Source organism: Mycobacterium sp. 141, from assembly GCF_000382405.1.
In the GTDB taxonomy this organism is placed as follows: Bacteria; Actinomycetota; Actinomycetes; order Mycobacteriales; family Mycobacteriaceae; genus Mycobacterium.
On sequence record NZ_KB908258.1, the window covers coordinates 128,376 to 152,904 of the forward strand.

Sequence of the window (24,529 nt, forward strand, 5' to 3'; positions counted from 1 at the left end):
TGTGGATGCGTCTTCCGTGCCGCTGACCGAGCCGATCCCCGGCCGTATCGTCGTCGGGCAGCTCGATGCACTACCGGTCGGCGAGGTACTCACCGTGCGGTTACCGGGGCTGGATCCGATCACTATCTTCCACACCGACTCTGGGCTGTTCGCGATCGATGACACCTGCACCCATCAGGACGCGTCACTGGCCGACGGCTGGGTCGAGGACTGCACCGTGGAGTGCCCGCTACACGAGTCCTGTTTCGACCTGCGAACGGGCGAGGTCTCCGGCCCGCCCGCGAAAGTTGCAGTACGCACCCACGGCGTCGGTGTCGAGGACGGCCAGATCTGGCTCGAGGTGAGCGCGGCATGAGCCGCCCGAAATCGGTCGTGGTGGTCGGCGCGTCCCTGGCCGGACTATCCACTGTCCGCGAGCTGCGTGCGGCCGGTTACGAAGGCCCGATCACCGTGGTCGGCGACGAGCCGCACATGCCGTACGACCGTCCGCCGCTGTCCAAGGAGTATCTGACCGGCCAGCCGTCGATCGAGCTGGCCGAGCCGGATGACATCGACGCCCTGCAAGCCAATTGGGTGCTCTGCCGCACTGCCGTGGGGCTGAGCACCGATGCCCGCGGCGGCCATACCGTGACGCTCGACGACGGCTGCATGCTGACCGCCGAGGTGGTCGTACTCGCCACCGGGGCGCGAGCTCGTTCGCTACCCGGTTGCCGGCCGCTGTCCGGCGTGCACACGTTGCGCACGGTCGACGACGCACGTGCGCTGCGCAGTTCCCTCGAGAACGCACGGCGGCTGGTGGTCGTGGGCGCCGGGTTTATCGGAGCCGAGGTCGCCAGTACCGCAGCCAGCCGCGGCATCGAAGTCACCGTCGTCGAGATGTCCACGGCGCCACTGGTCGGTGTGCTCGGTGAAGAGGTGGCGACGGCATGTACGGCGCTGCACGGGCTGAATGGCGTGACGTTACTGACCGGCGTCTGTGTGTCCGGGGTGACCGGCGAGGAGCGCGTGACGGGCGTGGTGCTCGACGACGGCACCGAACTGGCCGCCGACGTGGTGGTCGTCGGAGTAGGTGCGATCCCCAACACCGAGTGGTTGACGCACTCGGAGATCACCGTCGAGAACGGATTCCGCACCGATGACGGCTGCCGTACCGGGGCACCTGGCGTGTATGCGGTCGGCGACTGCGCGACGTCCTTCAACGTCCATCTCGGAGCCCACCATCGCAGTGAACATTGGACGAACGCCACCCAACAAGCCCGCGTCGTCGCGGCGGCGATCCTCGGCATGCCGCAGGCACCACCTGCCGCACCGTACTTCTGGTCGAAACAGTATGGCCGCCAACTGCAATTCGCCGGGCACCGTCAATCTGGCGATATCGTCCGGTTCATCGACGGCGATCCCGGCTCCGCATCGTTCGTGGCACTCTACGAACGCGACGGCGTCGCGACGGCCGTGTTCGCCATGGACAATCCGCGGTTGTTCACCCGGCACCGCAAGCTCATCGAGCGTCAACTCGCCGAGCAGGTTGCCGCCCGCACCGCCGCCGTGCACACCGCGGGGCTCGAGGCCGGCGGGCTATCGGACGAACTCGCGGCGACCTGAAGAATACGAGCAGGGCGCTGTGGACACAGGCGGCCAACTCGGCACCCGGTCGCGTCTGTGGCCATCCAATAAACGGATTATCGTTCTTCACAGGTGATTTCGACGCCGCCTCGGCAAGCCGCGGCAACTGTCTCCGCGCTCACGACCAAAGCCGGCCGGGTCGTGGGCCGGCGACGGCCTGCACTCGGGCATTCGCCGATGGACACGCCAGAGACTCTTTGGCCGGACGACTCGCCAACCTCACATTCGATCTGATTGCACAAGCCGAAGGCTCAACCCGCCGCCCACTCCTTGGCTGCATCGAGCTCATCAAGGCCAAAGATCCGGAGCTCGCCGGGAACCATCCAGGCGAACGCATGCATGGCGTGGGCCACCCAATCCTTGTCCGACACAACGGCAATCCGCTTGAACGCCGAATGATGGTGCGCCACCAGCCCGAGCCCGAGTTTGAGATCCTCGATCAATCCACCGGGCCCAAAGCCCGCATAGTCCGAATCGATGACCTCGACGATCCGGATCTCAGCGCGCTTCGACAGGTCGTCCATAGCCGGTCGGAACTGCCGCATATCGTCGCCGCTGACATGACCCGACACCCGGACCCCGAACACCCCGTCTGGCAAGTCGGGCAGTACTTCGATCATTGGTCTCCTCCTGACATGAGTCTCAACCAGCTACATCCATCCTCCCAGACGCAGCAATCCCCCGTGATTCGTCGGAGTCGACTGGCAGACAGTCCGGTTCGGTTCAATCATCTGGGGGCTTACCCCGTGCCGCCTTGCGTTGCAAACGGCACTCGCCGGGTTGGCGGTCAGTGCCTACGCAAACCCTGTATGTCGACCCATATCGGTCTGGAACACTTCAGCCAAGATCTCGGGGTCACAGGGTTCCCTGCAGAAGTCCTTGGACCAGAGACTGTTTGAGATCCGACTCGGCCTAGTCACCGCCATCGACCATACCCAGCCCACCCGAGATGCAGGGCGTCGAAAGTGAACGGGACCCTGCGCGTCGACACGACATCGTCGCCGTTCTCAACACGGTGAAGTCGAACGCAGCTCCCGTGAAGGCCCAACCGGGCTAACAGTGCGCGAGGGGGGACTCGAACCCCCACGCCCTAAGGCAATGGAACCTAAATCCATCTCGTCTGCCAGTTCCGACACTCGCGCGTTAGCGCATCAGCCTAGCGCCCCGTCGAGCTGCTCAATCTGTCGGTGCCACTCGCCAGGTTGACTTCAATGCCGCCGAAATGCACGACTGCGCCGTCGCGCGGCAAACGGACCGCACGTCTCGACGAGTTCGTCGGCCTGAAGGTCTGACGGATGTGAGCTGATCCAGGACCGCGCGGTACCGTGGACTAGTGTCCACTACACGGCGTAGGAGGCCAGCGCTCATCGCGCTGGTCTGCTTGGGCGCGGCCGGCTGTATGGGGCTGGCCTGGTGGCAGTGGACGCGGTATGAATCGGTCTCGGGTTCCTTCCAGAACCTGGGCTATGCCCTGCAGTGGCCGATGTTCGCCGCCTTCTGCTTCTATGCGTATTACAAGTTCGTCCGTTACGAGGACACACCACCGCAGCCGGTGGCAAAGCAGACCGAGATCCCTGCCGGGCTGCTACCCGAAAGGCCAAGCCCTGCAATACAAGACAACGATCAGGCGATGAGCGAGTACAACCGCTACCTTGCTGAACTGGCCAAGCGCGATGCCGAGAAGAAAGACAGGACCGACAGATGACGGCACCCGAACCGGACACCGAAGTCACCACGCCCAAGGACACCATCCGTAAGGCGCTGCTGGGCTACCGTGTGATGGCCTGGGCCACGGGTCTGTGGCTGATCGCGCTCTGCTACGAGATGGTGCTCAAGTACATCGTGCAGGTGGACAACCCGCCGAGCTGGATCGGCATCGTCCACGGCTGGGTGTACTTCGTCTACCTGATGTTCACCGCGAACCTCGCGGTCAAGATCCGCTGGCCTCTCGGCAAGACCATAGGCACCCTGCTGGCCGGCACCATCCCGCTGCTGGGCATCATCGTCGAGCACTTCAACACCGTCGCCATCAAAGAGCGCTTCAGCCTCTGAGAAGCCTCTGAGACAAACACCGCGCGGCTGGCTCGCATCGCCCGCGCCCGAACGCGGCGCCAATGTCACGCTGGAGTGGCGTTCGGCGCCGAGAGCCACGCTGGCGTGACAAAGTGAGGCGCCCCCGCCGCCGAACCGTGATCTGTTGCGCTGGTGTGACACTCGGAGAGCCGCCAAGCTACTGGCCGGCCAGCTCCCGCAGCGCCGGCACCAATAACGCGAGCGCCCGCCCGCGGTGCGACACCGCATCCTTCTCGGCGGGGGTCAGCTCGGCGGCCGTCAGGGTTGACCCGTTGGGCAGGAACACCGGGTCGTAACCGAAGCCGCCGTCCCCGCGGGGTTCGCGGGTGACCGTGCCGGGCCATTCGCCGCGCACCACCGTCGAACCGGAGGCAGACACCAAGGCACAGGCCGAGACGAACGCCGCGCCCCGCCGTTCGTCAGGGACATCCGCCAATTGCCCCAGCAGCAGTGCGGTGTTGGCGGCGTCATCGCCGTGCAACCCCGACCACCGCGCCGACAGCACACCGGGCATGCCGTTGAGGGCCGCGACGGCGATCCCGGAATCGTCGGCCACACACGCCAGGCCGGTGGCCCGGAAGCCATCGGTGGCCTTGGCGAGCGCATTGTCCTCGAACGTCGCGCCGATCTCGGGTGCCTCGTCGAACGGCACGACGTCGGCCAGGGACAGCAGCGAAAGCCCTGACACCCCGGCGGCATCCAACACCCGCCGAAGCTCGGCGAGCTTCTTCGGATTGCGGCTCGCGACCAACAGCTCAGGCATCGACCCTCAGCTTCCGAAGGTTTTCTTCGGGGCCGGGCCGTCCGGCAGCACACCGGGATACGGCAACTCCAGCGCCTCGCGCTGAACGACGAACAACTGCTCGCAGGCTCCGAGCGCGGCGTCCAACAGCTTGTCCAGCGTCGAGCGCGGGAAGGTCGCACCTTCGCCGGTGCCCTGGACCTCGACGAGCGTTCCGGTGTCCGTGGCGACGACGTTCATGTCCACCTCGGCGCGGGAATCCTCGGTGTAGGGCAGATCGACCCGCACACGGCCGTCGACCACGCCGACCGACACCGCGGCGATGGCGCACGACAACGGTCGCGGATCCGAGAGCCGTCCCGCAGCCGCCAGGTAGGTCACCGCATCGGCCAGCGCGACGTAGGCCCCGGTGATGGCTGCGGTGCGGGTGCCGCCGTCGGCCTGCAGCACATCGCAGTCGATGGCAATGGTGTTCTCCCCCAGCGCCCCCAGGTCGATGCACGCGCGCAGCGAGCGGCCCACGAGCCTGCTGATCTCCTGCGTGCGGCCGCCGATGCGGCCCTTGACCGACTCTCGATCCGACCGGTCATGGGTGGCGGCGGGCAGCATCGCGTATTCGGCGGTCAGCCAGCCCTGCCCGGTTCCCTTGCGCCAGCGCGGCACACCTTCGGTCACCGACGCGGTGCACATGACACGGGTCTGGCCGAATTCCACCAGCACCGAGCCTGCTGGGTGGTTGGTGAAGCCGCGGGTGATGACTACCGGCCGCAGTTCATCGTCGAGGCGGCCGTCTTCTCGTCTGGACACCCGCCAACCCTATCGGGTGATGTCGAATACCTCGCCGCACACCACGGCGTGCACCGGACCGTCGAACTCGGCCTTGGCCTCGCTGATCACGTCCTCGCGCGAGGTCCACGGTGGAATGTGGGTCAACAGCAACTCGCCCACACCGGCCGCGGCAGCAGCGCGTCCGGCCTCGGCACCCGACAGATGCAGCCGCGGCGGCCGGGACGGATCATCGGTCCACGATGCCTCGCACAGGAACACGTCGGCGTCGCGCGCCAGATCCACGAGCGCATCGCAGTAACCGGTGTCGCCGCTGTACACCAGCGTCGCGCCGGACGGGTCGGTGAACCGCATGCCGTACGACTCGGTGGGGTGGCATACCAACCGCGGCGTGATGGTCAACGCGCCCAGCTCGACAGACTCGCCGTCCACCCAGTTGCGGACGTCGAAGATGTCGGTGAAGTCATCGATCTCCCCACCCTCGGGCGACGACGCCGCGCCCAGCCGGGCCCAGGTGTTGGCAGGCCCGTACATGATGCCGCGCTCGGTGGCCGGCGTCGGGTGGTAGCGCCGCCAGACGAAGAGTCCGGGCAGGTCGAGGCAGTGATCGGCATGCAGATGAGACAGCAACACATTGACCGCATTGGGGTCGGCGTAGCGTTGCAACGCGCCCAGTACGCCTCCGCCGAAGTCGAGAACCATCGGGACGGTGTCCGGCGCGGTGACGAGATATCCCGACGCCGGCGAATCTGGGCCGACAACGCTGCCGGAGCATCCCAGGACGGTCAAACGCACAGTGCCTAGCTTGCCATGCCTGGCACGCACGTCGCCAAGACATGGCCGGTTTGAGCGACGGGGATCATGTTCCGGCGCCGGCGTGACGCCCCACCTGCCGGACCCCGTCGAGGCTCGGTCCCAGGAATCGGGCTGCCAGGGCGGTGAACGCCTCCGGATCGCCGGTCGCTTCGAAGATTCGTCGGGCCGGGGAAACCCCGTGCGGTTTCAGCAAATCGAGTTCGGTGAGCACCCGCAGCAGATCCTTGGCGGTCTCCTCGGCCGAGGACACCAAAGTGACGTGGTCGCCCATCGCCAGCTGGATCAGTCCCGACAGCATCGGGTAGTGCGTGCAGCCCAGCACCAGAGTGTCCACCTCGGCGCGCTGCAGCGGCTCAAGGTATCCCTCGGCCAGGCCGAGTACCTGCCGCCCACTGGTCACGCCGCGCTCGACGAAGTCGACGAACCGTGGGCAGGCCACGCCGATGACCTCGGTGTCGCGAGCGGCGGCGAAAGCGTCCTGGTACGCCCGCGACGCGATGGTCGCCGCAGTGCCGATCACGCCGATCCGTCCGTTGTGCGTGGCGGCCACCGCGCGACGCACCGCCGGCAGGATCACCTCGACCACCGGCACCGGGGCGTACCGTTCCCGCGCGTCGCGCAGGCACGCCGACGACGCGGTGTTGCACGCGATCACCAAGGCCTTGACCCCGCGGGCGACCAGATCGTCACCGATGGCCAGAGAGTGTGCTCGAATCTCCGGAATGGTCAGTGGCCCGTACGGTCCGTTGGCCGTGTCCCCGACGTAGACGATGTCCTCGTCGGGCAGCTGATCGATGATGGCGCGGGCGACGGTGAGCCCACCGACGCCGGAATCGAAAATCCCGATCGGCGCGAGCGGATCTCTCATGAGGTCAGCTGGTTGGTCGGCTTGCGGAGCTGCCGGGCCTTACGTTCGGGCCCCGACAACAGGTACGCCGCAATCACACCTGCAACAGCCCCGCACAGATGTCCCTGCCACGACACCCCCGGACCGACGAACAGCGGCAACACCGCGAGAAGGATCGTCCCGTAGTAGAGGAACACCACCACACCGACCACGATCTCCCACACCTTGCGGGTGAAGAAGCCGAACACAATCAGGAAGGTCAGATATCCCATGATGACCCCGGATGCACCGATCACCGGTCCGTACGGCGCGATCAGCCAGGTGCCGAACCCGCCGAGAATCCAGATGATCGCGGTCGCGGCGACGAAACGCGCGATCCCGAGCAGGGTCATGAGAAAACCCAAGACGAGCAGCGGGATGGTGTTGGCGAACAGGTGCGGCCAGCCGCCGTGCAGAAACGGCGCCCAGAGAATTCCCCAGAGTCCTTCTGCCTGGCGCGGGTAGATACCGTCGTAGTCCAGCCGGTTGTTCATCGCGGTGTCGACGACCTCGATCACGTACAGCAGCGCGACGAACGTAAGGATGGTGGCGCCGCCGACCTTCCACGCCGGAGGCTTGTTCGGCGTGGTCGGAACCGGCAGACCACTCATGGCCGATCCGCCTGCGGCTCCTCGCGGGCGCTTGCTCATGCCCGCACCTCTATGCCCACAACTGCCCTTCCAACGCGTCTTCCGCATCATCCAGGCTACCGGCGTAGGCGCCGGTCGACAGATACTTCCACCCGGCGTCGGCCACCACGAACGCGATGTCGGCGCGCTCACCCGCATCGACCGCCTTGGCCCCCATCCCCAGCGCGGCGTGCAACACCGCGCCGGTGGAGATGCCGGCGAAAATGCCCTCCCGGGTCACCAGGTCGCGAGTGCGTTTGACGGCGTCGTACGACCCGACGGAGAAGCGGGTGGTCAGCACATCGGGGTCGTAAAGCTCGGGGATGAAGCCCTCGTCGATGTTGCGCAGCGCGTACACGCCCTCGCCGTAGCGGGGTTCGGCAGCGACGATCTGCACCCCGGGCACATGTTCGCGCAGGAACCGGCCGGTGCCCATCAGGGTGCCGGTGGTGCCGAGCCCGGCGATGAAGTGGGTGATCTCCGGCAGGTCGGCCAGCAGCTCGGGCCCGGTGCCGTAGTAGTGCGCGTCGCTGTTCGCCGGGTTGCCGTACTGGTACAGCATCACCCATGACGGGTTTTGTGCGGCAAGCTCTTTGGCGGTGGCGACGGCCGTGTTGGAACCGCCTTCGGCCGGGCTGAAGATGATGCGCGCGCCGTAGAGCTCGAGGATCTGGCGCCGCTCGATCGAAGTGTTCTCCGGCATCACGCAGATCATGTTGTAGCCCTTGAGCAGGGCCGCCATCGCTAGTGAGATTCCGGTGTTGCCACTGGTCGGTTCCAGGATGGTGGCCCCGGGTTCCAACAGCCCGTCGCGTTCGGCCTGTTCGATCATCCGCAGCGCGGGTCGGTCCTTGATCGAGCCGGTCGGATTGCGGTCCTCCAGCTTGGCCCACAGCCGCACGTGTGGAGAGTCGCCGTCGTCCCAGCGGGGTGAGAGGTTCTGCAGTCCGACCAGCGGCGTATCGCCGAGGGCCTGCAGCAGTGAATCGTGCCGTGCCATGCGTTGCGTTACCCGCCAGCGACGGCCGGCAGGATGGTCACCGAGTCGCCGTCGGCGATCGCGGTGTCCAGTCCGCCGGAGAATCGCACGTCCTCGTCGTTGACGTAGATGTTGACGAAGCGGTGCAGCTTGCCGTTATCGACCAGCCGGTCGGAGATGCCCGAATAGTTAGCCTCCAGATCGCTGATCACCGCGGCCAGCGTGTCGCCGGAGGCGTTGACCCGTTTCTGCCCACCGGTATGCGGACGCAGGATGGTCGGGATCGAGACAGAAATAGACATGCAGCGGTTTCCTTCTACGTCTTGATACTGCTCATTGGTACTGCTCGACGATCTGGACGGGTTCCTCGGTGACGACTCCGTCGAGGATGCGGTAGCTGCGCAGTTCATGCTCGTTCGGGTCACGGGTCGACACCAGCACGTAGTGCGCGTCGGGTTCTTGGGCCAACGAGATGTCGGTACGGCTCGGGTAGGCCTCGGTCGCGGTGTGCGAGTGGTAGATGACGACGGGCACCTCGTCAGCCTCGTCCATCCCGCGCCACACCTTGAACTGCTCCATCGAGTCGAATCGGTAGAACGTCGGTGACCGCTCGGCGTTGGCCATGGCGATGAACCGGTCGGGCTGGTCGGACCCCTCGGCCCCCGCGATCACCCCGCACGCCTCGTCAGGATGGTCCGCCCGCGCATGGGCCACCATGGCCTCTACAAGGTCACGGCGAATCACCAGCACAGCACGGCTCCCTTCATTCGAACGCTCCCGGCAACATGTCACGGTAGGTGGGTATTCCTGCCACTGCATCCGCAGCCAACACCCCGACCAGGACTGCGCGGGCCAGCACGTCGGCGGCGGCCGCCCCGATCTGGGCCACCAACATGGTCTCGGGCGACATCGCGGCCGGGGTTCTCGGATCCGGTTCGACCGCGACGGCGCCGGTGGCCAGCGCGAAGACCGTATCGCCATCCAGCGGGGTGTGGCAGGGCGAGATGGCGCGGGCCAGCCCGTCGTGTGCGGCCACCGCGACGCGACGGCACGCCGCCGGGCTCAGCGCGGCGTCGGTGGCGACGACCGCGATGGTGGTGTTGAGCGGGCTCATTTCGATGTGGCGGTCGGCGTAGGCATCGAGCTGGTCCGCGGGTGGCGCGACCAGTCCGAATTCCTCGGTCAGCGCGGCCATCCAGGGCAGCCCCGTGGCCGGGTCCGCGACGTCGCCCGCGGCGTTGACGATCACCAGTGCCCCCACGGTCGCCCCGTTGGGAAGCACGGTCGATGCCGTGCCGACTCCGCCTTTGAGCACACCGGCCCTGGCACCCGCGCCCGCGCCGAAGGTACCGAGCCCGAATTCGGTGCCTGCCGCGTCGGCCGCCGCGTAGCCGAACTCCGCGGTCGGACGGTTGGCCCACGCGCCGACCGGCAGGTCGAAGATGACCGCGGCCGGCACGATCGGCACCACTCCACCGTCCATCGCCACGCCGCGGCCGTGTTCCTCCAGCCAGGTCATCACGCCGTCGGCAGCGGCCAGGCCGTACGCACTACCGCCGGAGAGCACCACGGCGTCGACGTGGCGGACCGTGTTGCTCGGGTCGAGCAGATCGGTTTCCCGCGTGCCCGGCGCGCCGCCGCGGCCGTCGACAGCGCCGACGGTGCCTGGTGGCGCGATCACGACGGTCGTACCCGCCGCCCAACCGGCGCCCAGGGTTGCGTCCGGGTCGATGCGGTGATGGTGGCCGACCAGAATTCTGCCGACGTCAGTGATCGAGCCCATCTACTTCCCCATGAGTCCCAGTACGAGGTACTCCTGCAGCACCGTCAACCACTGGTATACGTCCAGATGCCCCGCCATGGGGTGCTCCTGAGGCAACCGGTGCGACCCGTCCGGCCCGATGTCGAGCATGGTGCCGAGCGCCAGCCGGACGTCGTTGACCGCGGCCGCCCACGCATGCGCGTCGCCCTCGGTCAGCTCGAACTTGCCGCCGCCGTCCGGAACCGTTTCCAGCAGCCGTTGCGCCGCATCGCGTTTGGCGTCGATGATCGCAGGCTCGTGCAGGCCGCGCAGCGCGCTGTTGAGACTCTCGGCCGGGCCGGAGCCGGCCGGGTGCTCGGTGGCCGGCCGGTAGAAATCAGGGAGCAGCCGGCGCAGGGTTTCGTCCTGCGGTGGCTGCGGGTTGCCGGTCCGGATGCCGGTGATGGCGTGCAGTTCGTCTGCGGGTACGGAGGATTCACGCTCCTCGAGCATGCCCAGCAGCGAAGTCACCAGGTTCCGCAGCAATACGGCCTCGTGGGCGGCCAACGACGAGCGGAACCGCGGGCCGTCAGCGGTTTGGACCCGCTTCCATTTGCGCACAGTCGATCAGCGGTCCTGCGCCAAGGTCGCCCACAGCCCGGCGGCGTGCAGTTTCGACACGTCGACCTCCATGGATTCGCGGCTACCCGCCGACACGACGGCCCTGCCCTCGTTGTGCACCTGCAGCATGAGCTTGGTGGCGTGTGGCTCGCTGTAGCCGAAGAGCTTCTGGAAGACGTAGGTCACGTACGTCATCAGGTTGACCGGATCGTCCCAGACGATGGTCACCCAGGGACTGTCGGTGGCCTCCACCCCGGCGACGTCAACTTCTTCCCGGGTACCCGGACGGGCCTTCGCCGGTGTAACCATGGGCTCACAATACCGGCGAGATACCCAAACCCGGAAACGGCTACGGTTGCTGCTGTGACGGTCGCGTTGCTCACCGACAAGTACGAGTTGACCATGCTCGCCGCCGCGCTTCGGGACGGTACCGCGCACCGCCGAACCACGTTCGAGGTCTTTGCCCGCAGGTTGCCCGACGGCCGCCGTTACGGCGTGGTGGCAGGGACCGGGCGCTTCGTGGAAGCGTTGGGACAGTTCAGGTTCGACGCCACCACGTTGGCCGGCCTGGATTTTCTCGACGACGCGACGCTGGCGTACCTTGCCGACTACCGGTTCCGGGGGGATATCGACGGCTATGCCGAAGGTGACTTGTACTTCCCCGGCTCGCCGGTGCTGTCGGTGCACGGCAGTTTCGCCGAATGCGTGATCCTCGAAACGCTGGTGCTGTCAATCTTCAACCACGACACGGCGATCGCCTCTGCCGCGGCTCGGATGACCACCGCCGCGGCGGGGCGACCCATGATCGAGATGGGTTCGCGACGTACCCACGAACAGGCAGCCGTCGCCGCGGCCCGCGCGGCCTACCTGGCCGGGTTCGCGGGGTCGTCGAACCTGGAGGCCCAGCGGCGCTACGGCGTGCCCGCGATGGGCACCGCGGCACACGCATACACCCTGCTGCACACGACCCCCTCGGGGTCCGACGAGCAGGCCGCGTTCCGTGGCCAGCTGGCCGCTCTCGGCACCGGCACAACGTTACTGGTGGACACCTACGACATCACCGCGGGAGTGGCGAACGCGATCGCGGTGGGCGGCACCGAACTCGGCGCGGTCCGCATCGACTCGGGTGATCTGGGTGTGCTGGCCGGCCAAGTCCGCGCCCAGCTCGACGACCTGGGCGCAACGTCGACGCGCATCGTGGTCTCCGGCGACCTCGACGAGTTCGCGATCGCCGCCCTGCGCGCCGAACCCGCCGACAGCTACGGCGTCGGCACCTCGGTGGTGACCGGCTCGGGGGCACCGACCGCCAGCATGGTCTACAAGCTCGTCGAGGTGGACGGCATCCGCGTGGCCAAGCGCAGCAGCCATAAGGAATCGCACGGCGGGCGCAAACAGGCACTGCGCCTGGCCAAGGCCTCCGGAACGGTCGTAGAAGAGGTGGTCTATCCCTACGGACAAGCCCCTCCCGTGCCGAACGGGCTTACCGCACGCACGCTCACCGTCCCGTTGGTGACCGGTGGCGACCCAGTGTCCGACACCACCCCTGCCGACGAACTTGCCGCCGCGCGTGAGCGGGTCGCCGCCGGGCTGCACAGCCTGCCGTGGGACGGGCTCAAACTGTCCCGCGGCGAACCGGCCGTCGGGACCCGACTGGTCTTGCCTGCCGTCCCGTCGGCCCGAGATCGTTAGGAGCTCCCACGGCGGAATCCGACTTCACCAAAGACGTCGCCGACCTGCTCGCGGTCGCTGTCGACGGGCTGGGAGGCACGCGTCGCACCGGGCAGATCGAGATGGCCGAGGCCGTCACGCACGCCTTCGAATCCGGTGAACACCTGGCTGTCCAGGCCGGCACCGGCACCGGCAAATCGCTTGCCTACCTGGTTCCGGCGATCGCGCATGCGCTGGCCACCGAGCAGCCCGTCGTCGTCTCGACGGCGACCATTGCGCTGCAGCGGCAGCTGGTGGACCGCGATCTGCCCCGGCTCGTGGAGTCGTTGGCCGCCGCGCTCCCCCGCCGCCCTACCTTCGCCTTGTTGAAGGGTCGGGGAAACTACCTGTGCCTCAACAAGATCCACAACGGAGCCAGCGAACCAGAGGACCGCCCACAGGACGAGTTGTTCTCGCCGATGGCCATCAGCGCGATGGGCCGCGACGTGCAGCGCCTCATGGACTGGTCCTCGGACACCGAGACCGGCGACCGCGACGAGGTGACACCGGGTGTGCCGGACCGCTCCTGGAGCCAGGTCAGCGTCTCGGCGCGCGAGTGCCTAGGGGTCGCACGCTGCCAGTACGGCACCGACTGCTTCGCCGAGCGGGCCCGCAGCCTGGCCGGCACCGCCGATGTGGTGGTGACCAACCATGCCCTGCTGGCCATCGATGCCCTATCCGATTTCGCAGTGCTGCCCGAGTACGAGCTGCTGGTCGTCGACGAAGCTCACGAACTGGCCGACCGCGTCACCGGGGTGGCCACCGCCGAACTGTCCGCGACGTCGATGGCCGTGGCGCACCGCCGAGCCGCCAGGCTGGTGGATCCCGAACTCGCTGAACGTTTCGAGGCATGCATCGCGACGCTGTCCTCTCTGCTGCACGAGACCGAGCCGGGTCGCATCGATGTCCTCGACGACGAGCTGGCCACCTATCTGACCGCGCTGCGCGACGCCGCCAGCAAGGCCAGGATGGCGATCGACACCTCGCCGAGCGATCCGAAGGCCGCGGCCGCCCGCAACGAGGCCGCGACCGCGCTGTCCGATGTCGACGACACCGCCACCCGCATCCTGTCGTCGTTCGTCCCGGCCATCCCGGACCGGACCGACGTGGTGTGGCTCGACCATGATGAGGGCGCGCACGCGAGGAGCACCAAAGGCAGCAGCGGGACAGTCCGGACCATCCTGCGGGTGGCCCCGCTGACCGTGTCAAGGTTGTTGCGCACCAGGCTCTTTGACCACACCACCGCCGTGCTGACCTCTGCCACGCTGAGCCTGGGCGGCAACTTTGACGCCATGGCCAGGGCGTGGGGTCTGGCCAAACCGGACGACTCCGAGGGCGCGAGCACACCGGGCTGGCGCGGCATCGACGTCGGCTCGCCGTTCGAGCACGCCAAATCCGGAATCCTGTACGTCGCCAAGCATTTGCCGCCACCCGGCCGCGACGGCACTGGCGAGGACGCCCTCGCCGAGATCGAGGGTCTGATCACCGCGGCCGGCGGTCGCACACTGGGCCTGTTCTCCTCGATGCGCGCGGCCAAGGCTGCCGCCGAGGTCATGCGCGAGCGCCTGGACACCCCGGTGCTCTGCCAGGGTGACGACACCACTTCTGCTCTGGTGCAACAATTTTCCGCCGATCCCGAAACCTCACTGTTCGGCACGCTGTCGCTGTGGCAGGGTGTCGACGTGCCGGGGCCGTCGCTGTCGCTGGTGCTGATCGACCGGATCCCGTTCCCCCGCCCCGACGATCCGCTGCTGACCGCGCGGCAACGGGCGATCAGCGCACGCGGCGGCAACGGCTTCATGGCGGTGGCCGCCAACCACGCCGCCCTGCTGCTGGCCCAGGGCGCAGGCCGACTGCTGCGCCACACCGACGACCGGGGTGTGGTCGCGGTGCTGGATTCCCGACTGGCGACCGCGCGCTACGGCGGCTACCTGCGTGCGTCACTGCCACCGTTCTGGCCCACCACCGACGGCGACCGGGTGCGCCAAGCCCTGCGCCGGTTACATGGTGACAGCTGAGACTGCGGGTTGTCACTATCCTTTAGCTCCATGAGTCGACGGCGCCTGGCCCGCATAGTGATCGCCGCGTGCGCAGTGTTGCCGCTCCTGTCATGCTCGACGGTGCTGGAAGGTAACCCTGTATCGGTGTTCGCCGACCCGTTCTCGGTGGCAGGAATGCCTGCCACCGACGGGCCGAGTGGTTTGCGTCCGGATGCCGAGCCAGGCTCGCGCGAAGTCACCGGGACCGACAACGGGGATATCGACAAACTGGCCGGCGCTGCCGTCAGCGACATCGAGGAATTCTGGCACACGGCCTACGCAGACTCCTTCGACAGCGCGTTCCAACCTGTCTCCGAATTGATCTCGTGGGACGCACACGGATATGACGGCGAATTCTGCGGTGAGGACACCTACGGGCTGGTCAACGCCGCGTTCTGCAAACTCGACCGGAGCATCGGCTGGGACCGTGGCGTGCTGATGCCATCCCTACGCAAAGATGGCGGCGACATGGCAGCCGTGCTGGTGCTCGCCCACGAGTACGGTCACTCGGTGCAGCAGCAGGCCAAACTGATCACCCGCGGAACCCCCACCCTGGTTTCCGAGCAGCAGGCCGACTGCCTGGCCGGCACGTACATGCGCTGGGTGGCCGAGGGCAGTTCTCCCCGATTCACCCTCAACACCGGCGACGGCCTCAACAACGTGCTCGCGGCCGTGATCGCCTTCCGGGACCCGCTGCAGAGCGAGGACGACGCGCAAGCCGGCGCCGATCAGCACGGCTCGGCGTTCGAACGGGTCTCGGCGTTCCAGTTCGGCTTCACCGACGGCCCATCAGCGTGCGCGGCTATCGACGTCAAGGAGATCACCGAGCGCCGCGGGGACCTGCCGGTGCTGCTGACCGAGGACCAGACCGGCGAACTGCCGATCACCGACAAGTCGGTGCGCGCCATGGTCGACGCGCTGAACACCATCTTCACGCCGGCCGAACCACCTCAGCTCAGTTTCGACGTCGCGCAAACGTGCCCGAACGCCAGGCCCAGCGCACCGGCCTCGTATTGTCCGGCCACCAACACCATCGTCGTCGACCTCAAAGACCTCGCTGCGATGGGCGTGAAGAACAGTGAGGACGATGACGGCGCAGCCCTGGCCGACGGCGACAACACCGCTTTTTCGGTGTTGACCTCGCGATACATGCTGTCCCTGCAGAATGCTCGGGGGGTTGCGCTCAACAACGCCGAGGCCGCACTGCGGACGGCGTGCCTCACCGGGGTGGCCAACGCCAAGCTGAGCAAGAACATGACCTTGGGCAACGGGGACAGTCTCGTGCTGACCGCAGGCGACATCGACGAGGCGGTATCGGGCATTCTCACCAACGGGCTCGTGGCCAGCGACGTCAACGGCGAATCGGTGCCATCCGGTTTCTCCCGCATCGATGCGTTCCGGCTGGGTGTGCTCGGGGACACGGAGCGTTGCTTCAAGCGATTCGCCTGACGCCAGGGGGGCGCTCAGTTCGGCATGCGCAGTACGAACCCGGCCTCCAGGGCCACCCAGACGGCTCCGTCCGGACCGATCGCCAGACCGTGCGGTTCACTGCCTGAGGCCAGGTCGACGGTGGTGACCTCGCCGTCAGTGCTGATCCGGCCGATCACCCCCGAGGCCATGGCGGTGAACCACAGCGCCCCGTCGGGACCCGCAGTGATGATCGACGGCCGCGAACCGTCGCCGACCGCATGCACAGTCACCTCACCGGCGCCGGAGATCCGCGCGACAGCTCCGGCATGCACCAGCGTCACCCACATGGCGCCGTCCGGGCCCGCCGCCAAAGCGTACGGACCGCCGTCGACGGCGACTTTGAGCGCTTTGCTCAAGCCAGCGTGACGAGTCCGAGTTCGTTGTCGCCAGCCAACAAGCGGTGGTGTGGGAGGACTCGCACGGTGTAGCCCACCGGCCCGGCCACCGGCAGCGGCGTGCTGGTCGAGAACATCTCGTTGCCGCCTTCGGCGGTTCCGATGTGCACCATCGGTACCGTCACCGGGTCGGTGATGGAGTCGGTGGCGTCGACGCGCCCGAGAACGGCTTGGACCACCACCTCGTCGGGCGCCAGCCCGGCCAGCTGCACCGTCGCGCTCAACGTCAGTTCCGAGCCCAGCAGCGGGGTGTCGGGCAGCCCGTAGCTGTCCACATCGGTGATCTGGATCTTGGGCCAGGCCAACCGTGCTCGGCGCCGGTAATCTGCGAGTTCGCTTGCCGCACCGAAGGGTTCGCCCGCGGCGGGTTTGACTGTCTTGCGCAGCGACTGCGCTGCCGGTAGGTAGTACTTCTCGGTGTAGTCGCGCACCATCCGCGAGGCCAGCACCTTGGGCCCGAGTACCTGCAGGGTATGGCGCACCATCTCGACCCAACGCATCGGCACCCCATGCTCGTCACGCTCGTAGAACTTCGGCGTGACAGCCTTTTCCAGCAGGTCATAGAGCGCGGCGGCCTCCAGGTCGTCGCGGCGCCCCTCGTCGGCCAGTCCGTCGGCGGTCGGGATCTCCCACCCGTTCGAGCCGTCGTACCACTCGTCCCACCAACCGTCGCGGATGGACAGGTTGAGCCCGCCGTTGAGCGCGCTCTTCATCCCCGACGTGCCACAGGCTTCCAACGGGCGCAGCGGATTGTTCAGCCACACATCGCAGCCCCAATACAGGTACCGCGCCATCGACATGTCGTAGTCGGGCAGGAACGCGATGCGGTGCCGCACCTCGGGCCGGTCGGCGAATTTGACGATCTGCTGGATCAGCGCCTTGCCGCCGTCATCGGCCGGGTGTGACTTGCCTGCCACGATCAACTGGACGGGCCGGTGCTCGTCGAGCAGCAGTGCCTCCAGCCGTTCGGGGTCGCGAAGCATCAGCGTCAGCCGCTTGTAGGTCGGCACCCGCCGGGCGAACCCGATGGTCAGCACCGAAGGATCGAAAGCCGTTGCGATCCAGCCCAATTCCGCATCCGATGCGCCACGCTCCAGCCAAGAGCGGCGCAGCCGCTCACGCACGTCACCGATCAACGTCTCGCGCAGTTGGGACCGGATCCACCACAGTTGTCCGGGATCGACCTCCTGCAGCCGCTCCCACACGGCGGGCTCAGCGGCTTCGGACCCGATGAGCTCACGGCCCAGCGCCAGCCATTGCGGCGCCGCCCAGGTCGGGGCGTGCACACCGTTGGTGATGGACCCGATCGGCACCTCACTGGGGTCGAAGCCCGGCCACAGTTCGTTGAACATCATTCGGCTCACACGGCCGTGCAGCAACGACACACCGTTGGCCCGCTGCGCGAGCCGCAAACCCATGTGCGCCATGTTGAACTTCGACGGATCGTCCTCCGCCCCGAACGCGATCACCCGGTCCAGCGGCACCCCCGGCAGCAGCCGGGAATCATCGGCCGGGCCGCCGAAGTACCGCCTGATCAGGTCCACCGGGAACCGGTCTATGCCTGCGGGTACCGGGGTGTGGGTGGTGAACACCGTCGAGGACCGCACCACGGTGAGCGCCGTGTCGAAATCCAGCCCGGCCGCCACCAGCTCGCGGATACGTTCCAGTCCGAGGAAACCAGCGTGGCCCTCGTTCATATGGAACACCTCGGGCGCGGACAGACCCTCTGCCTCGACGAAGGCCCGGATCGCCCGGATCCCGCCGATACCGGCCAGGATCTCCTGCTTCATCCGGTGTTCCTGGTCACCGCCGTAGAGCCGGTCGGTCACCCCGCGCAGGTCGTGCTCATTTTCGGGGATGTCGGAATCCAGCAGCAGCAACGGGATTCGGCCCACCTGGGCGATCCACACCCGGGCCCGCAGCTCGCGATCGTCGGGCAGCGCCAGCGCCACCAGCACGGCATCGCCTGCCGCGTCGGTCAGCAGCCGTAACGGCAGGCCCTGCGGATCCAGTGACGGATAGTTCTCGCGCTGCCACCCGTCGGCGGTCAGCGACTGCCGGAAATAGCCCGACCGGTAGTACAGCCCGACCGCGATCAGCGGCAGACCCAGATCCGATGCCGATTTCAGGTGGTCACCGGCGAGGATGCCCAAACCACCGGAATAGTTGGGCAGCACCTCGGCAACGCCGAACTCCATCGAGAAGTACGCGATACCCTTCGGCATCTCGACGCCTTCGTCGGCCTGCTGCTGGTACCACAACGGCCGGGTCAGGTAGTTGTCCAGATCCGCGGCCAACCCGTCGAGACGATTCAGAAACGATTCGTCATTGGCCAACTCATCGAGCCGCTTCGGGCTTACCGCGCCCAGCAGCGCCACCGGATCTCCTCCGACGGTGCGCCACAGCACCGGATCGATATGGGCGAACAGGTCCTGGGTAGATTTGTCCCATGACCAGCGCAGATTGATCGACAAGCGTTCGAGCGCGGCCAACTGCTCGGGCAGATGCGCGCGGACAGTGAACCGTCGGAGGGCTTTCACGCGACACCACCTTACTGGTAATTCGCGATCTCGCAGCCAATCAGCCTGGGCCACACAAAGCCACACCGATGCAGACGTGCGCGCAGGGAAATCAACACCTGCGCTGCTTCACGCCCGCGAGATTCGACCGGACACTACGGTAGGTACTGGACGCGACAGGGACAGTGCAATCGAACAGCGGTAACGACAATGTGAGGAGTAGCGGGTGACCGGTCGTATCGGAATCGACGACGTCGCGCCAGTGATTTCCGGTGGGCGTTTCCCCGCAAAGGCAGTCGTCGGCGAAGTGGTACCGGTGTGTGCGACGGTGTGGCGCGAAGGCCACGACAAGGTTGCGGCCACTCTGGTGGTGCGGTATCACGGCACGGACTACCCGCGTCTGACCGAGACCCCCGCCGGCGCGCCCGAGCCTGTACCTATCCAGGACGTCGTGGCACCCGCCCCACGCGTCAAGCCGCAAGCGCTACCGATGCTGCAAGGCGACATCCCCGATATCTTTCATGGCCAGTTCACCCCCGACCGTGTCGGCCTGTGGTCGTTCCGGGTCGACGGATGGGGTGATCCCATCGCCACGTGGCGCCACGCGGTGGAGGCCAAGCTCGGCGCCGGGCAGAGCGAAGGCGAACTGTCCAACGATCTACTGGTCGGGGCCCGCTTGCTGGAGCGGGCGGCCGCAGGCACGCCGCACGACCTGCGTGACCCGCTGTTGGCCGCCGCCACCGCGCTGCGAACCCCCGGCGATCCGTTCACCCGCGCCGGCGCGGCACTGTCCGAGCAGGTCACCGACCTTTTGGCGCACTACCCACTGCGTGAATTGCTCACCCGTGGTGATCGGTACGGCGTGTGGGTGGACCGGCCGCTGGCCCGGTTCAGTTCCTGGTATGAGATGTTCCCACGGTCCACCGGCGGCTGGGACGCCGACGGCCACCCCGTACACGGAACGTTCTCCACCGCCGCCGCAGCCCTGCCCCGCATCGCCCGGATGGGTTTCAACATCGTCTACCTGCCGCCGATCCACCCGATCGGCAACCTGCACCGCAAGGGCCGGAACAACTCCGTGACCGCCGGGCCGGGCGACGTCGGATCACCGTGGGCGATCGGCAGTGACGCGGGCGGCCACGACGCCGTGCATCCGGAACTGGGCACCATCGACGACTTCGACGCATTCGTCTCAGCCGCCCGTGACCTGGGCCTGGAAGTCGCCCTGGACCTGGCCCTGCAGTGTGCGCCCGATCATCCGTGGGCCAAGGCCCACCGGGAATGGTTCACGGTGCTGCCCGACGACACCATCGCGTACGCGGAAAACCCGCCGAAGAAGTACCAGGACATCTATCCCCTGAACTTCGACAACGACCCGGCAGGCCTGTACCACGAGGTGCTGCGCGTGGTTCAGTTCTGGGTATCCCACGGCGTCAAGGTGTTTCGTGTCGACAACCCCCACACCAAACCGCCGAATTTCTGGGCCTGGCTGATCGCCGAAGTCAAGAACAGGGATCCGGACGTGCTGTTCCTCGCCGAGGCTTTCACCCGGCCCGCGCGGTTGTATGGGCTGGCCAAACTCGGTTTCACGCAGTCTTATACCTATTTCACCTGGCGCACGTCGAAGTGGGAGCTCACCGAATTCGGCAGGGAAATAGTCAAATACGCCGACTGCGCTCGGCTGAGCCTGTGGGTCAACACCCCCGACATCCTGCACGCAAGCCTGCAACACGGCGGTCCCGGCATGTTCGCCATCCGGGCGGTGCTCGCCGCGACGCTGAGCTCGACGTGGGGGGTGTACTCCGGCTACGAGCTCTACGAGCACCGCGCGGTGCGTGAGGGCAGCGAGGAATACCTGGACTCGGAAAAGTACGAGCTGCGTCCCCGCGACTTCGAGGCCGCCTTGGCGGCGGGTGAATCGCTCGAACCGTTCCTCGCCCGGCTCAACGAGATTCGCCGGTTGCATCCCGCGCTTCGCCAGCTGCGCAACGTGACGTTCCACCACATCGACAACGCCGCACTGCTGGCTTACAGCAAGTTCGACCCGATCACCGGCGACACCGTGCTTGTGGTGGTCACCCTGAACGCATTCGGTCCGGAAGAGTCCACGCTGTGGCTGGACATGGAGGCACTCGGCATGGAGGCCTACGACCGATTCTGGGTGCGCGACGAGATCACCGGTCAGGAATACCAGTGGGGCCAGGCCAATTTCATCCGCATCGACCCCGCCAAAGCGGTGGCACACGTGCTGAATATGCCCACGGTACCGCAGGACAAACGACTCGAACTGCTACGCAGGGAATGAGGGCGAGATGACGCGAAGTAATCAACTCACCAATGCGCAACTGCGGCCAGACCCGTCAGATGTGCACCGGCTGCTAGCCGGCGAACACCACGATCCGCACGCCTTCCTGGGTGCCCACGAATACGCCGATCACACCGTGATCCGGGCCTACCGGCCGCATGCGGTTAGGGTGACCGCGCTGATCGGTACCGACCGGTTTCCGTTGGAGCATCTGGAATCCGGGCTGTTCGCGGTTGCGGTGCCGTACACCAACCTGGTCGACTACCGGTTGGAGATCGGTTATCCGGGTGCCGATGACACCATCGACATTCACACCACCGCCGATGCCTACCGGTTCCTGCCGACGCTCGGTGAGCTCGACCTGCACCTGTTCGCCGAGGGTCGGCACGAGCGGCTGTGGGAGATCCTCGGGGCGCATCCCCGGTCGTTCACCACGCCGGACGGCGTGGTGAACGGGGTGTCGTTCGCGGTGTGGGCACCGAACGCCAAGGGCATCAGCCTGATCGGTGACTTCAACCACTGGGACGGCAATGAGGCACAGATGCGGGTGCTGGGCTCGACCGGTGTGTGGGAACTGTTCTGGCCGGACTTTCCGGCCGACGGGCTCTACAAGCTTCGGGTGCACGGCGCCGACGGGTCGGTCTCCGATCGCGCCGACCCGATGGCGTTCGCCACCGAGGTGCCACCACACACCGCCTCCCGCGTGTTCAGCAGTTCCTACACCTGGGACGACTCCGACTGGATGACGCAGCGTGCCGAGCTCAACCCGGTGTTCGAGCCGATGAGTACCTACGAAGTGCACCTGATGTCGTGGCGGCCCGGCCTGTCCTACCGGGAACTGGCCGAGCAGCTCACCGAATACGTCGTCCAACAGGGCTTTACCCACGTCGAGCTGCTGCCGGTGGCCGAACACCCGTTCGGCGGATCCTGGGGCTACCAGGTCACGTCGTATTACGCACCGACATCGCGCCTGGGTTCCCCCGACGACTTCCGGTATCTCGTCGACACCCTGCACCAGGCCGGCATCGGGGTGATCGTGGACTGGGTGCCCGCACACTTTCCCAAGGACTCCTGGGCGCTGGGCCGGTTCGACGGGACTGCCCTCTACGAGCACTCCGATCCGCGGCGCGGTGAGCAACTGGACTGGGGCACCTACGTTTTCGACTTCGGCCGGACCGAAGTCCGCAACTTCCTGGTTGCCAACGCCCTGTACTGGCTGCAGGAGTACCACATCGACGGGCTGCGGGTGGACGCGGTGGCTTCGATGCTCTACCTCGACTACTCACGCCCGGACGGCGGGTGGACACCCAACGTCTACGGCGGCCGGGAAAACCTCGAGGCCGTGCAGTTCCTGCAGGAGATGAACGCCACGGTGCACAAGATGGCCCCCGGTATCGTCACCGTGGCGGAGGAATCCACGTCCTGGCCCGGCGTCACGCGTCCGACCAACCTTGGCGGCCTCGGCTTTTCGATGAAGTGGAACATGGGCTGGATGAACGACACGCTGGACTACATCAGCCGCAACCCGATATACCGCAGCTACCACCACCACGAGATGACGTTCTCCATGCTGTACGCGTTCAGCGAGAACTACGTCCTGCCCATCAGCCACGACGAGGTGGTGCACGGCAAGGGCACGCTGTGGAACCGGATGCCCGGCGGCGATCACGAGAAGGCGGCCGGCCTACGCAGCCTGCTGGCCTACCAGTGGGCCCACCCGGGTAAGCAACTGCTGTTCATGGGCCAGGAATTCGGCCAGCGCACCGAATGGTCCGAGGGACGTGGCCTGGACTGGTTCCAGCTCGACGAGCAGGGTTTCTCGGGCGGTGTGCAACGCCTGGTACGTGATCTCAACGAGATCTACCGCAGCCACCCTGCGTTGTGGAGCCGTGACAGCTCGCCCGAGGGCTACTCCTGGATCGATGCCAACGATTCGGCCAACAACGTGCTGAGCTTCCTGAGAATCGGCGCCGACGGTTCGATGCTGGCCTGCGTGATCAACTTCGCCGGCACTGAACACAGCCAGTACCGGTTGGGCCTGCCGCATGCAGGCACCTGGCGCGAGGTGCTCAATACCGATGCCACGCTGTACAACGGCTCGGGCATCGGCAACTACGGCGCGGTGGAGGCTACCGACGAGCCGTGGCACGGCCGCCCGGCCTCGGCGGTCATGGTGTTGCCGCCGCTGTCGGCGCTCTGGTTCGACCCGGCCTAGTACAGCGCGTTGGCGAGGTTGCGCCGGCCGGCGACGACCTCGGGATCCGCCTGGTCGAACAGGTCGAACAGCTCGACCAGGCGGGTGCGGACCGCGGTCCGATCATCACCGGCCGTGTGCTTGACCAGCGCAATCAGCCGGTCGAACGCTGCCGACACCCGTTGCTGCAGGAGCTCGACGTCGGCTGCGGCGAACGCCGCCTCGATATCGCCCGGGGCGGCATCGGCAACGGCCACTGCGTCAGGGCGCTGCGCGCTGGCGCGCTGCAGGAAGGCGATCTGGCGCACGGCGCCCTTGGCCTCGGCGTGATTCGGATCGCCCTCGAGGATGGCCTGGTAGGCGGTCAGCGCCGCGGTGAAGTCGCCATTGTCCAAATGGTCGCGTGCCTGCTCGAGTTCGGGATCGACCTGTTCGGCCTCTTCCGCCGCTCCTGCTTCGAGCTTGCCCGCAGTGGCCTGCAGCAGGGAATCGACCCACCGGCGCAACTGCTCGGGCGGCTGTGGACCTTCGAAGCTGGCGATCGGCTGCCCACCGGCCAACGCTACGACCGTGGGCACTCCCTGGATACCGAACATCTGCGCGACCCGGGGCGTGGTGTCGACGTTGATCACCGCCAGCGACCACTTACCGCCGTCTCGAGCAGCCAGAGCCGCCAACGTGTCGCCCAACTGGATGCTGGGCTCACTACGCGGAGACCACAGCAGCACCACCACCGGGACCTGGCTGGACCGGACCAGCACCTCGGCTTCAAAGTTGACTTCGGTTACTTCGACGCCGCCGGGCGGCGCCGACGCGGTGCCCTCGGCGGGCCGCTGCTTGAGTGCCGACAAATCAACCGCACCGGCCAGCGCCGGACCGACGGAAGGACGTGGACGTGTCACGTCATCAAGTCTGTCACGTTGTTTCCGGCGCGCCGCGGCCCGGTTGGGGCGTCAGCGCCGAACCGGGTTCCATCGACAGCTACTACCCGGCGTAGTTTTGGC

Annotated in this window: 23 protein-coding genes, 1 tRNA gene and 1 pseudogene; 9 read left to right on the forward strand and 16 right to left on the reverse strand. The window is 66.9% G+C overall.

The features are described 5' to 3' along the window. Position 1 precedes the first annotated feature (1 nt). Both H276_RS0107825 and H276_RS22715 read left to right on the forward strand, forming a co-directional pair. Positions 2-355: a bifunctional 3-phenylpropionate/cinnamic acid dioxygenase ferredoxin subunit gene (locus H276_RS0107825; protein WP_019970748.1), complete on the forward strand. Its 354-nt coding sequence runs from the start codon at positions 2-4 to the stop codon at positions 353-355. Then, positions 352-1,602 (forward strand): NAD(P)/FAD-dependent oxidoreductase, encoded by a 1,251-nt coding sequence (locus tag H276_RS22715; protein ID WP_019970749.1) that lies wholly within the window; start codon positions 352-354, stop codon positions 1,600-1,602. Before H276_RS0107825 ends, H276_RS22715 begins: the two co-directional genes overlap by 4 nt. A gap of 272 nt (positions 1,603-1,874) precedes the next feature. Here the strand turns inward: H276_RS22715 and H276_RS0107835 are convergent, their stop codons facing one another. Together H276_RS0107835 and H276_RS0107845 are read right to left on the reverse strand one after the other, a co-directional pair. Then, positions 1,875-2,243: an STAS/SEC14 domain-containing protein gene (locus H276_RS0107835; RefSeq protein ID WP_019970750.1), complete on the reverse strand. Its 369-nt coding sequence runs from the start codon at positions 2,241-2,243 to the stop codon at positions 1,875-1,877. A gap of 440 nt (positions 2,244-2,683) precedes the next feature. Next, a tRNA-Leu gene (locus tag H276_RS0107845) sits at positions 2,684-2,765 on the reverse strand. 191 nt (positions 2,766-2,956) lie between these two features. On the opposite strand from H276_RS0107845, the gene H276_RS0107855 reads away from it, so the two are divergent. Next, positions 2,957-3,328 (forward strand): hypothetical protein, encoded by a 372-nt coding sequence (locus H276_RS0107855; protein WP_081625425.1) that lies wholly within the window; start codon positions 2,957-2,959, stop codon positions 3,326-3,328. After that, positions 3,325-3,675: a DUF3817 domain-containing protein gene (locus H276_RS0107860; RefSeq protein ID WP_019970753.1), complete on the forward strand. Its 351-nt coding sequence runs from the start codon at positions 3,325-3,327 to the stop codon at positions 3,673-3,675. The genes H276_RS0107855 and H276_RS0107860 overlap by 4 nt, the downstream gene beginning before the upstream one ends. 178 nt (positions 3,676-3,853) lie before the next feature. Here H276_RS0107860 and H276_RS0107865 read toward each other — a convergent pair whose 3' ends face one another. The 11 genes from H276_RS0107865 to clpS all read right to left on the reverse strand — a co-directional run bounded on the left by H276_RS0107865 (position 3,854) and on the right by clpS (position 11,205). Then, a complete protein-coding gene (locus H276_RS0107865; protein ID WP_019970754.1) occupies positions 3,854-4,459 on the reverse strand; it encodes a non-canonical purine NTP pyrophosphatase in 606 nt (201 codons plus the stop codon). Positions 4,460-4,465: 6 nt separating this feature from the next. Then, entirely contained in the window at positions 4,466-5,245 is a 780-nt protein-coding gene (gene rph, locus H276_RS0107870) for a ribonuclease PH (protein ID WP_019970755.1), read from the reverse strand. A gap of 9 nt (positions 5,246-5,254) precedes the next feature. Beyond that, on the reverse strand, positions 5,255-6,019 hold the full coding sequence (locus H276_RS0107875) for a cyclic nucleotide-degrading phosphodiesterase (protein WP_019970756.1): 765 nt from the start codon (positions 6,017-6,019) through the stop codon (positions 5,255-5,257). 64 nt (positions 6,020-6,083) lie between these two features. Next, positions 6,084-6,908: a glutamate racemase gene (murI, locus tag H276_RS0107880; RefSeq protein ID WP_019970757.1), complete on the reverse strand. Its 825-nt coding sequence runs from the start codon at positions 6,906-6,908 to the stop codon at positions 6,084-6,086. Then, positions 6,905-7,576 carry a rhomboid family intramembrane serine protease gene (locus H276_RS0107885; RefSeq protein ID WP_369758430.1) on the reverse strand — a complete coding sequence of 224 codons (672 nt, stop codon included), beginning with the start codon at positions 7,574-7,576 and terminating at the stop codon, positions 6,905-6,907. The genes murI and H276_RS0107885 overlap by 4 nt, the downstream gene beginning before the upstream one ends. 10 nt (positions 7,577-7,586) lie before the next feature. Continuing rightward, on the reverse strand, positions 7,587-8,555 hold the full coding sequence (locus H276_RS0107890) for a cysteine synthase (RefSeq protein WP_019970759.1): 969 nt from the start codon (positions 8,553-8,555) through the stop codon (positions 7,587-7,589). Between the two features lie 8 nt (positions 8,556-8,563). Then, entirely contained in the window at positions 8,564-8,836 is a 273-nt protein-coding gene (locus H276_RS0107895; RefSeq protein ID WP_018599102.1) for a MoaD/ThiS family protein, read from the reverse strand. A gap of 31 nt (positions 8,837-8,867) precedes the next feature. Beyond that, positions 8,868-9,353 carry a Mov34/MPN/PAD-1 family protein gene (locus H276_RS0107900; RefSeq protein WP_196807863.1) on the reverse strand — a complete coding sequence of 162 codons (486 nt, stop codon included), beginning with the start codon at positions 9,351-9,353 and terminating at the stop codon, positions 8,868-8,870. After that, positions 9,298-10,317, reverse strand: a complete 1,020-nt coding sequence (locus H276_RS0107905; protein ID WP_019970761.1) for a P1 family peptidase — start codon at positions 10,315-10,317, stop codon at positions 9,298-9,300. Before H276_RS0107905 ends, H276_RS0107900 begins: the two co-directional genes overlap by 56 nt. Next, positions 10,318-10,896, reverse strand: a complete 579-nt coding sequence (locus tag H276_RS0107910) for a DUF2017 domain-containing protein (RefSeq protein ID WP_019970762.1) — start codon at positions 10,894-10,896, stop codon at positions 10,318-10,320. It lies immediately after the preceding gene. 6 nt (positions 10,897-10,902) lie between these two features. Continuing rightward, positions 10,903-11,205 carry an ATP-dependent Clp protease adapter ClpS gene (gene clpS, locus H276_RS0107915; RefSeq protein WP_019970763.1) on the reverse strand — a complete coding sequence of 101 codons (303 nt, stop codon included), beginning with the start codon at positions 11,203-11,205 and terminating at the stop codon, positions 10,903-10,905. 9 nt (positions 11,206-11,214) lie between these two features. Here clpS and H276_RS0107920 point away from each other — a divergent pair, with 9 nt between their 5' ends. The 3 genes from H276_RS0107920 to H276_RS0107930 are packed head-to-tail and all read left to right on the forward strand — an operon-like array spanning position 11,215 to position 16,091. Further along, positions 11,215-12,585, forward strand: a complete 1,371-nt coding sequence (locus H276_RS0107920) for a nicotinate phosphoribosyltransferase (protein ID WP_369758443.1) — start codon at positions 11,215-11,217, stop codon at positions 12,583-12,585. Positions 12,586-12,629: 44 nt separating this feature from the next. Then, positions 12,630-14,621, forward strand: coding sequence for an ATP-dependent DNA helicase (locus tag H276_RS0107925; RefSeq protein ID WP_051111402.1), 1,992 nt, complete (start codon positions 12,630-12,632; stop codon positions 14,619-14,621). A 30-nt stretch (positions 14,622-14,651) separates the two neighbouring features. Then, positions 14,652-16,091 (forward strand): neutral zinc metallopeptidase, encoded by a 1,440-nt coding sequence (locus H276_RS0107930; RefSeq protein WP_026356709.1) that lies wholly within the window; start codon positions 14,652-14,654, stop codon positions 16,089-16,091. A 26-nt stretch (positions 16,092-16,117) separates the two neighbouring features. On the opposite strand, the pseudogene H276_RS22720 reads toward H276_RS0107930, so the two are convergent. Then, positions 16,118-16,468, reverse strand: a pseudogene (locus H276_RS22720) (virginiamycin B lyase); the annotation flags it as partial. Beyond that, on the reverse strand, positions 16,465-19,047 hold the full coding sequence (locus tag H276_RS0107940) for a glycosyltransferase family 1 protein (protein ID WP_019970768.1): 2,583 nt from the start codon (positions 19,045-19,047) through the stop codon (positions 16,465-16,467). The gene H276_RS0107940 and the pseudogene H276_RS22720, both read right to left, overlap by 4 nt. 205 nt (positions 19,048-19,252) lie before the next feature. Here H276_RS0107940 and H276_RS0107945 point away from each other — a divergent pair, with 205 nt between their 5' ends. Continuing rightward, positions 19,253-21,331, forward strand: coding sequence for an alpha-1,4-glucan--maltose-1-phosphate maltosyltransferase (locus H276_RS0107945; RefSeq protein ID WP_019970769.1), 2,079 nt, complete (start codon positions 19,253-19,255; stop codon positions 21,329-21,331). Between the two features lie 7 nt (positions 21,332-21,338). Then, positions 21,339-23,546, forward strand: coding sequence for a 1,4-alpha-glucan branching protein GlgB (gene glgB / locus H276_RS0107950; RefSeq protein ID WP_019970770.1), 2,208 nt, complete (start codon positions 21,339-21,341; stop codon positions 23,544-23,546). On the opposite strand, the gene H276_RS0107955 is transcribed toward glgB, so the two are convergent. After that, positions 23,543-24,427 (reverse strand): tetratricopeptide repeat protein, encoded by an 885-nt coding sequence (locus H276_RS0107955; protein ID WP_019970771.1) that lies wholly within the window; start codon positions 24,425-24,427, stop codon positions 23,543-23,545. The genes glgB and H276_RS0107955 overlap by 4 nt on opposite strands. Between the last annotated feature and the right edge of the window lie 102 nt (positions 24,428-24,529).

What these genes read in the sequence shown, in the direction of transcription:
- H276_RS22715 (WP_019970749.1), top strand. Translation starts at nt 352, where the DNA reads ATGAGCCGCCCGAAATCGGTCGTGGTGGTCGGCGCGTCCCTGGCCGGA.
- H276_RS0107835 (WP_019970750.1), bottom strand. Translation starts at nt 2,243, where the DNA reads ATGATCGAAGTACTGCCCGACTTGCCAGACGGGGTGTTCGGGGTCCGG.
- H276_RS0107860 (WP_019970753.1), top strand. Translation starts at nt 3,325, where the DNA reads ATGACGGCACCCGAACCGGACACCGAAGTCACCACGCCCAAGGACACC.
- H276_RS0107865 (WP_019970754.1), bottom strand. Translation starts at nt 4,459, where the DNA reads ATGCCTGAGCTGTTGGTCGCGAGCCGCAATCCGAAGAAGCTCGCCGAG.
- murI (WP_019970757.1), bottom strand. Translation starts at nt 6,908, where the DNA reads ATGAGAGATCCGCTCGCGCCGATCGGGATTTTCGATTCCGGCGTCGGT.
- H276_RS0107885 (WP_369758430.1), bottom strand. Translation starts at nt 7,576, where the DNA reads ATGAGCAAGCGCCCGCGAGGAGCCGCAGGCGGATCGGCCATGAGTGGT.
- H276_RS0107890 (WP_019970759.1), bottom strand. Translation starts at nt 8,555, where the DNA reads ATGGCACGGCACGATTCACTGCTGCAGGCCCTCGGCGATACGCCGCTG.
- H276_RS0107895 (WP_018599102.1), bottom strand. Translation starts at nt 8,836, where the DNA reads ATGTCTATTTCTGTCTCGATCCCGACCATCCTGCGTCCGCATACCGGT.
- H276_RS0107900 (WP_196807863.1), bottom strand. Translation starts at nt 9,353, where the DNA reads ATGCAGTGGCAGGAATACCCACCTACCGTGACATGTTGCCGGGAGCGT.
- H276_RS0107905 (WP_019970761.1), bottom strand. Translation starts at nt 10,317, where the DNA reads ATGGGCTCGATCACTGACGTCGGCAGAATTCTGGTCGGCCACCATCAC.
- clpS (WP_019970763.1), bottom strand. Translation starts at nt 11,205, where the DNA reads ATGGTTACACCGGCGAAGGCCCGTCCGGGTACCCGGGAAGAAGTTGAC.
- H276_RS0107930 (WP_026356709.1), top strand. Translation starts at nt 14,652, where the DNA reads ATGAGTCGACGGCGCCTGGCCCGCATAGTGATCGCCGCGTGCGCAGTG.
- glgB (WP_019970770.1), top strand. Translation starts at nt 21,339, where the DNA reads ATGACGCGAAGTAATCAACTCACCAATGCGCAACTGCGGCCAGACCCG.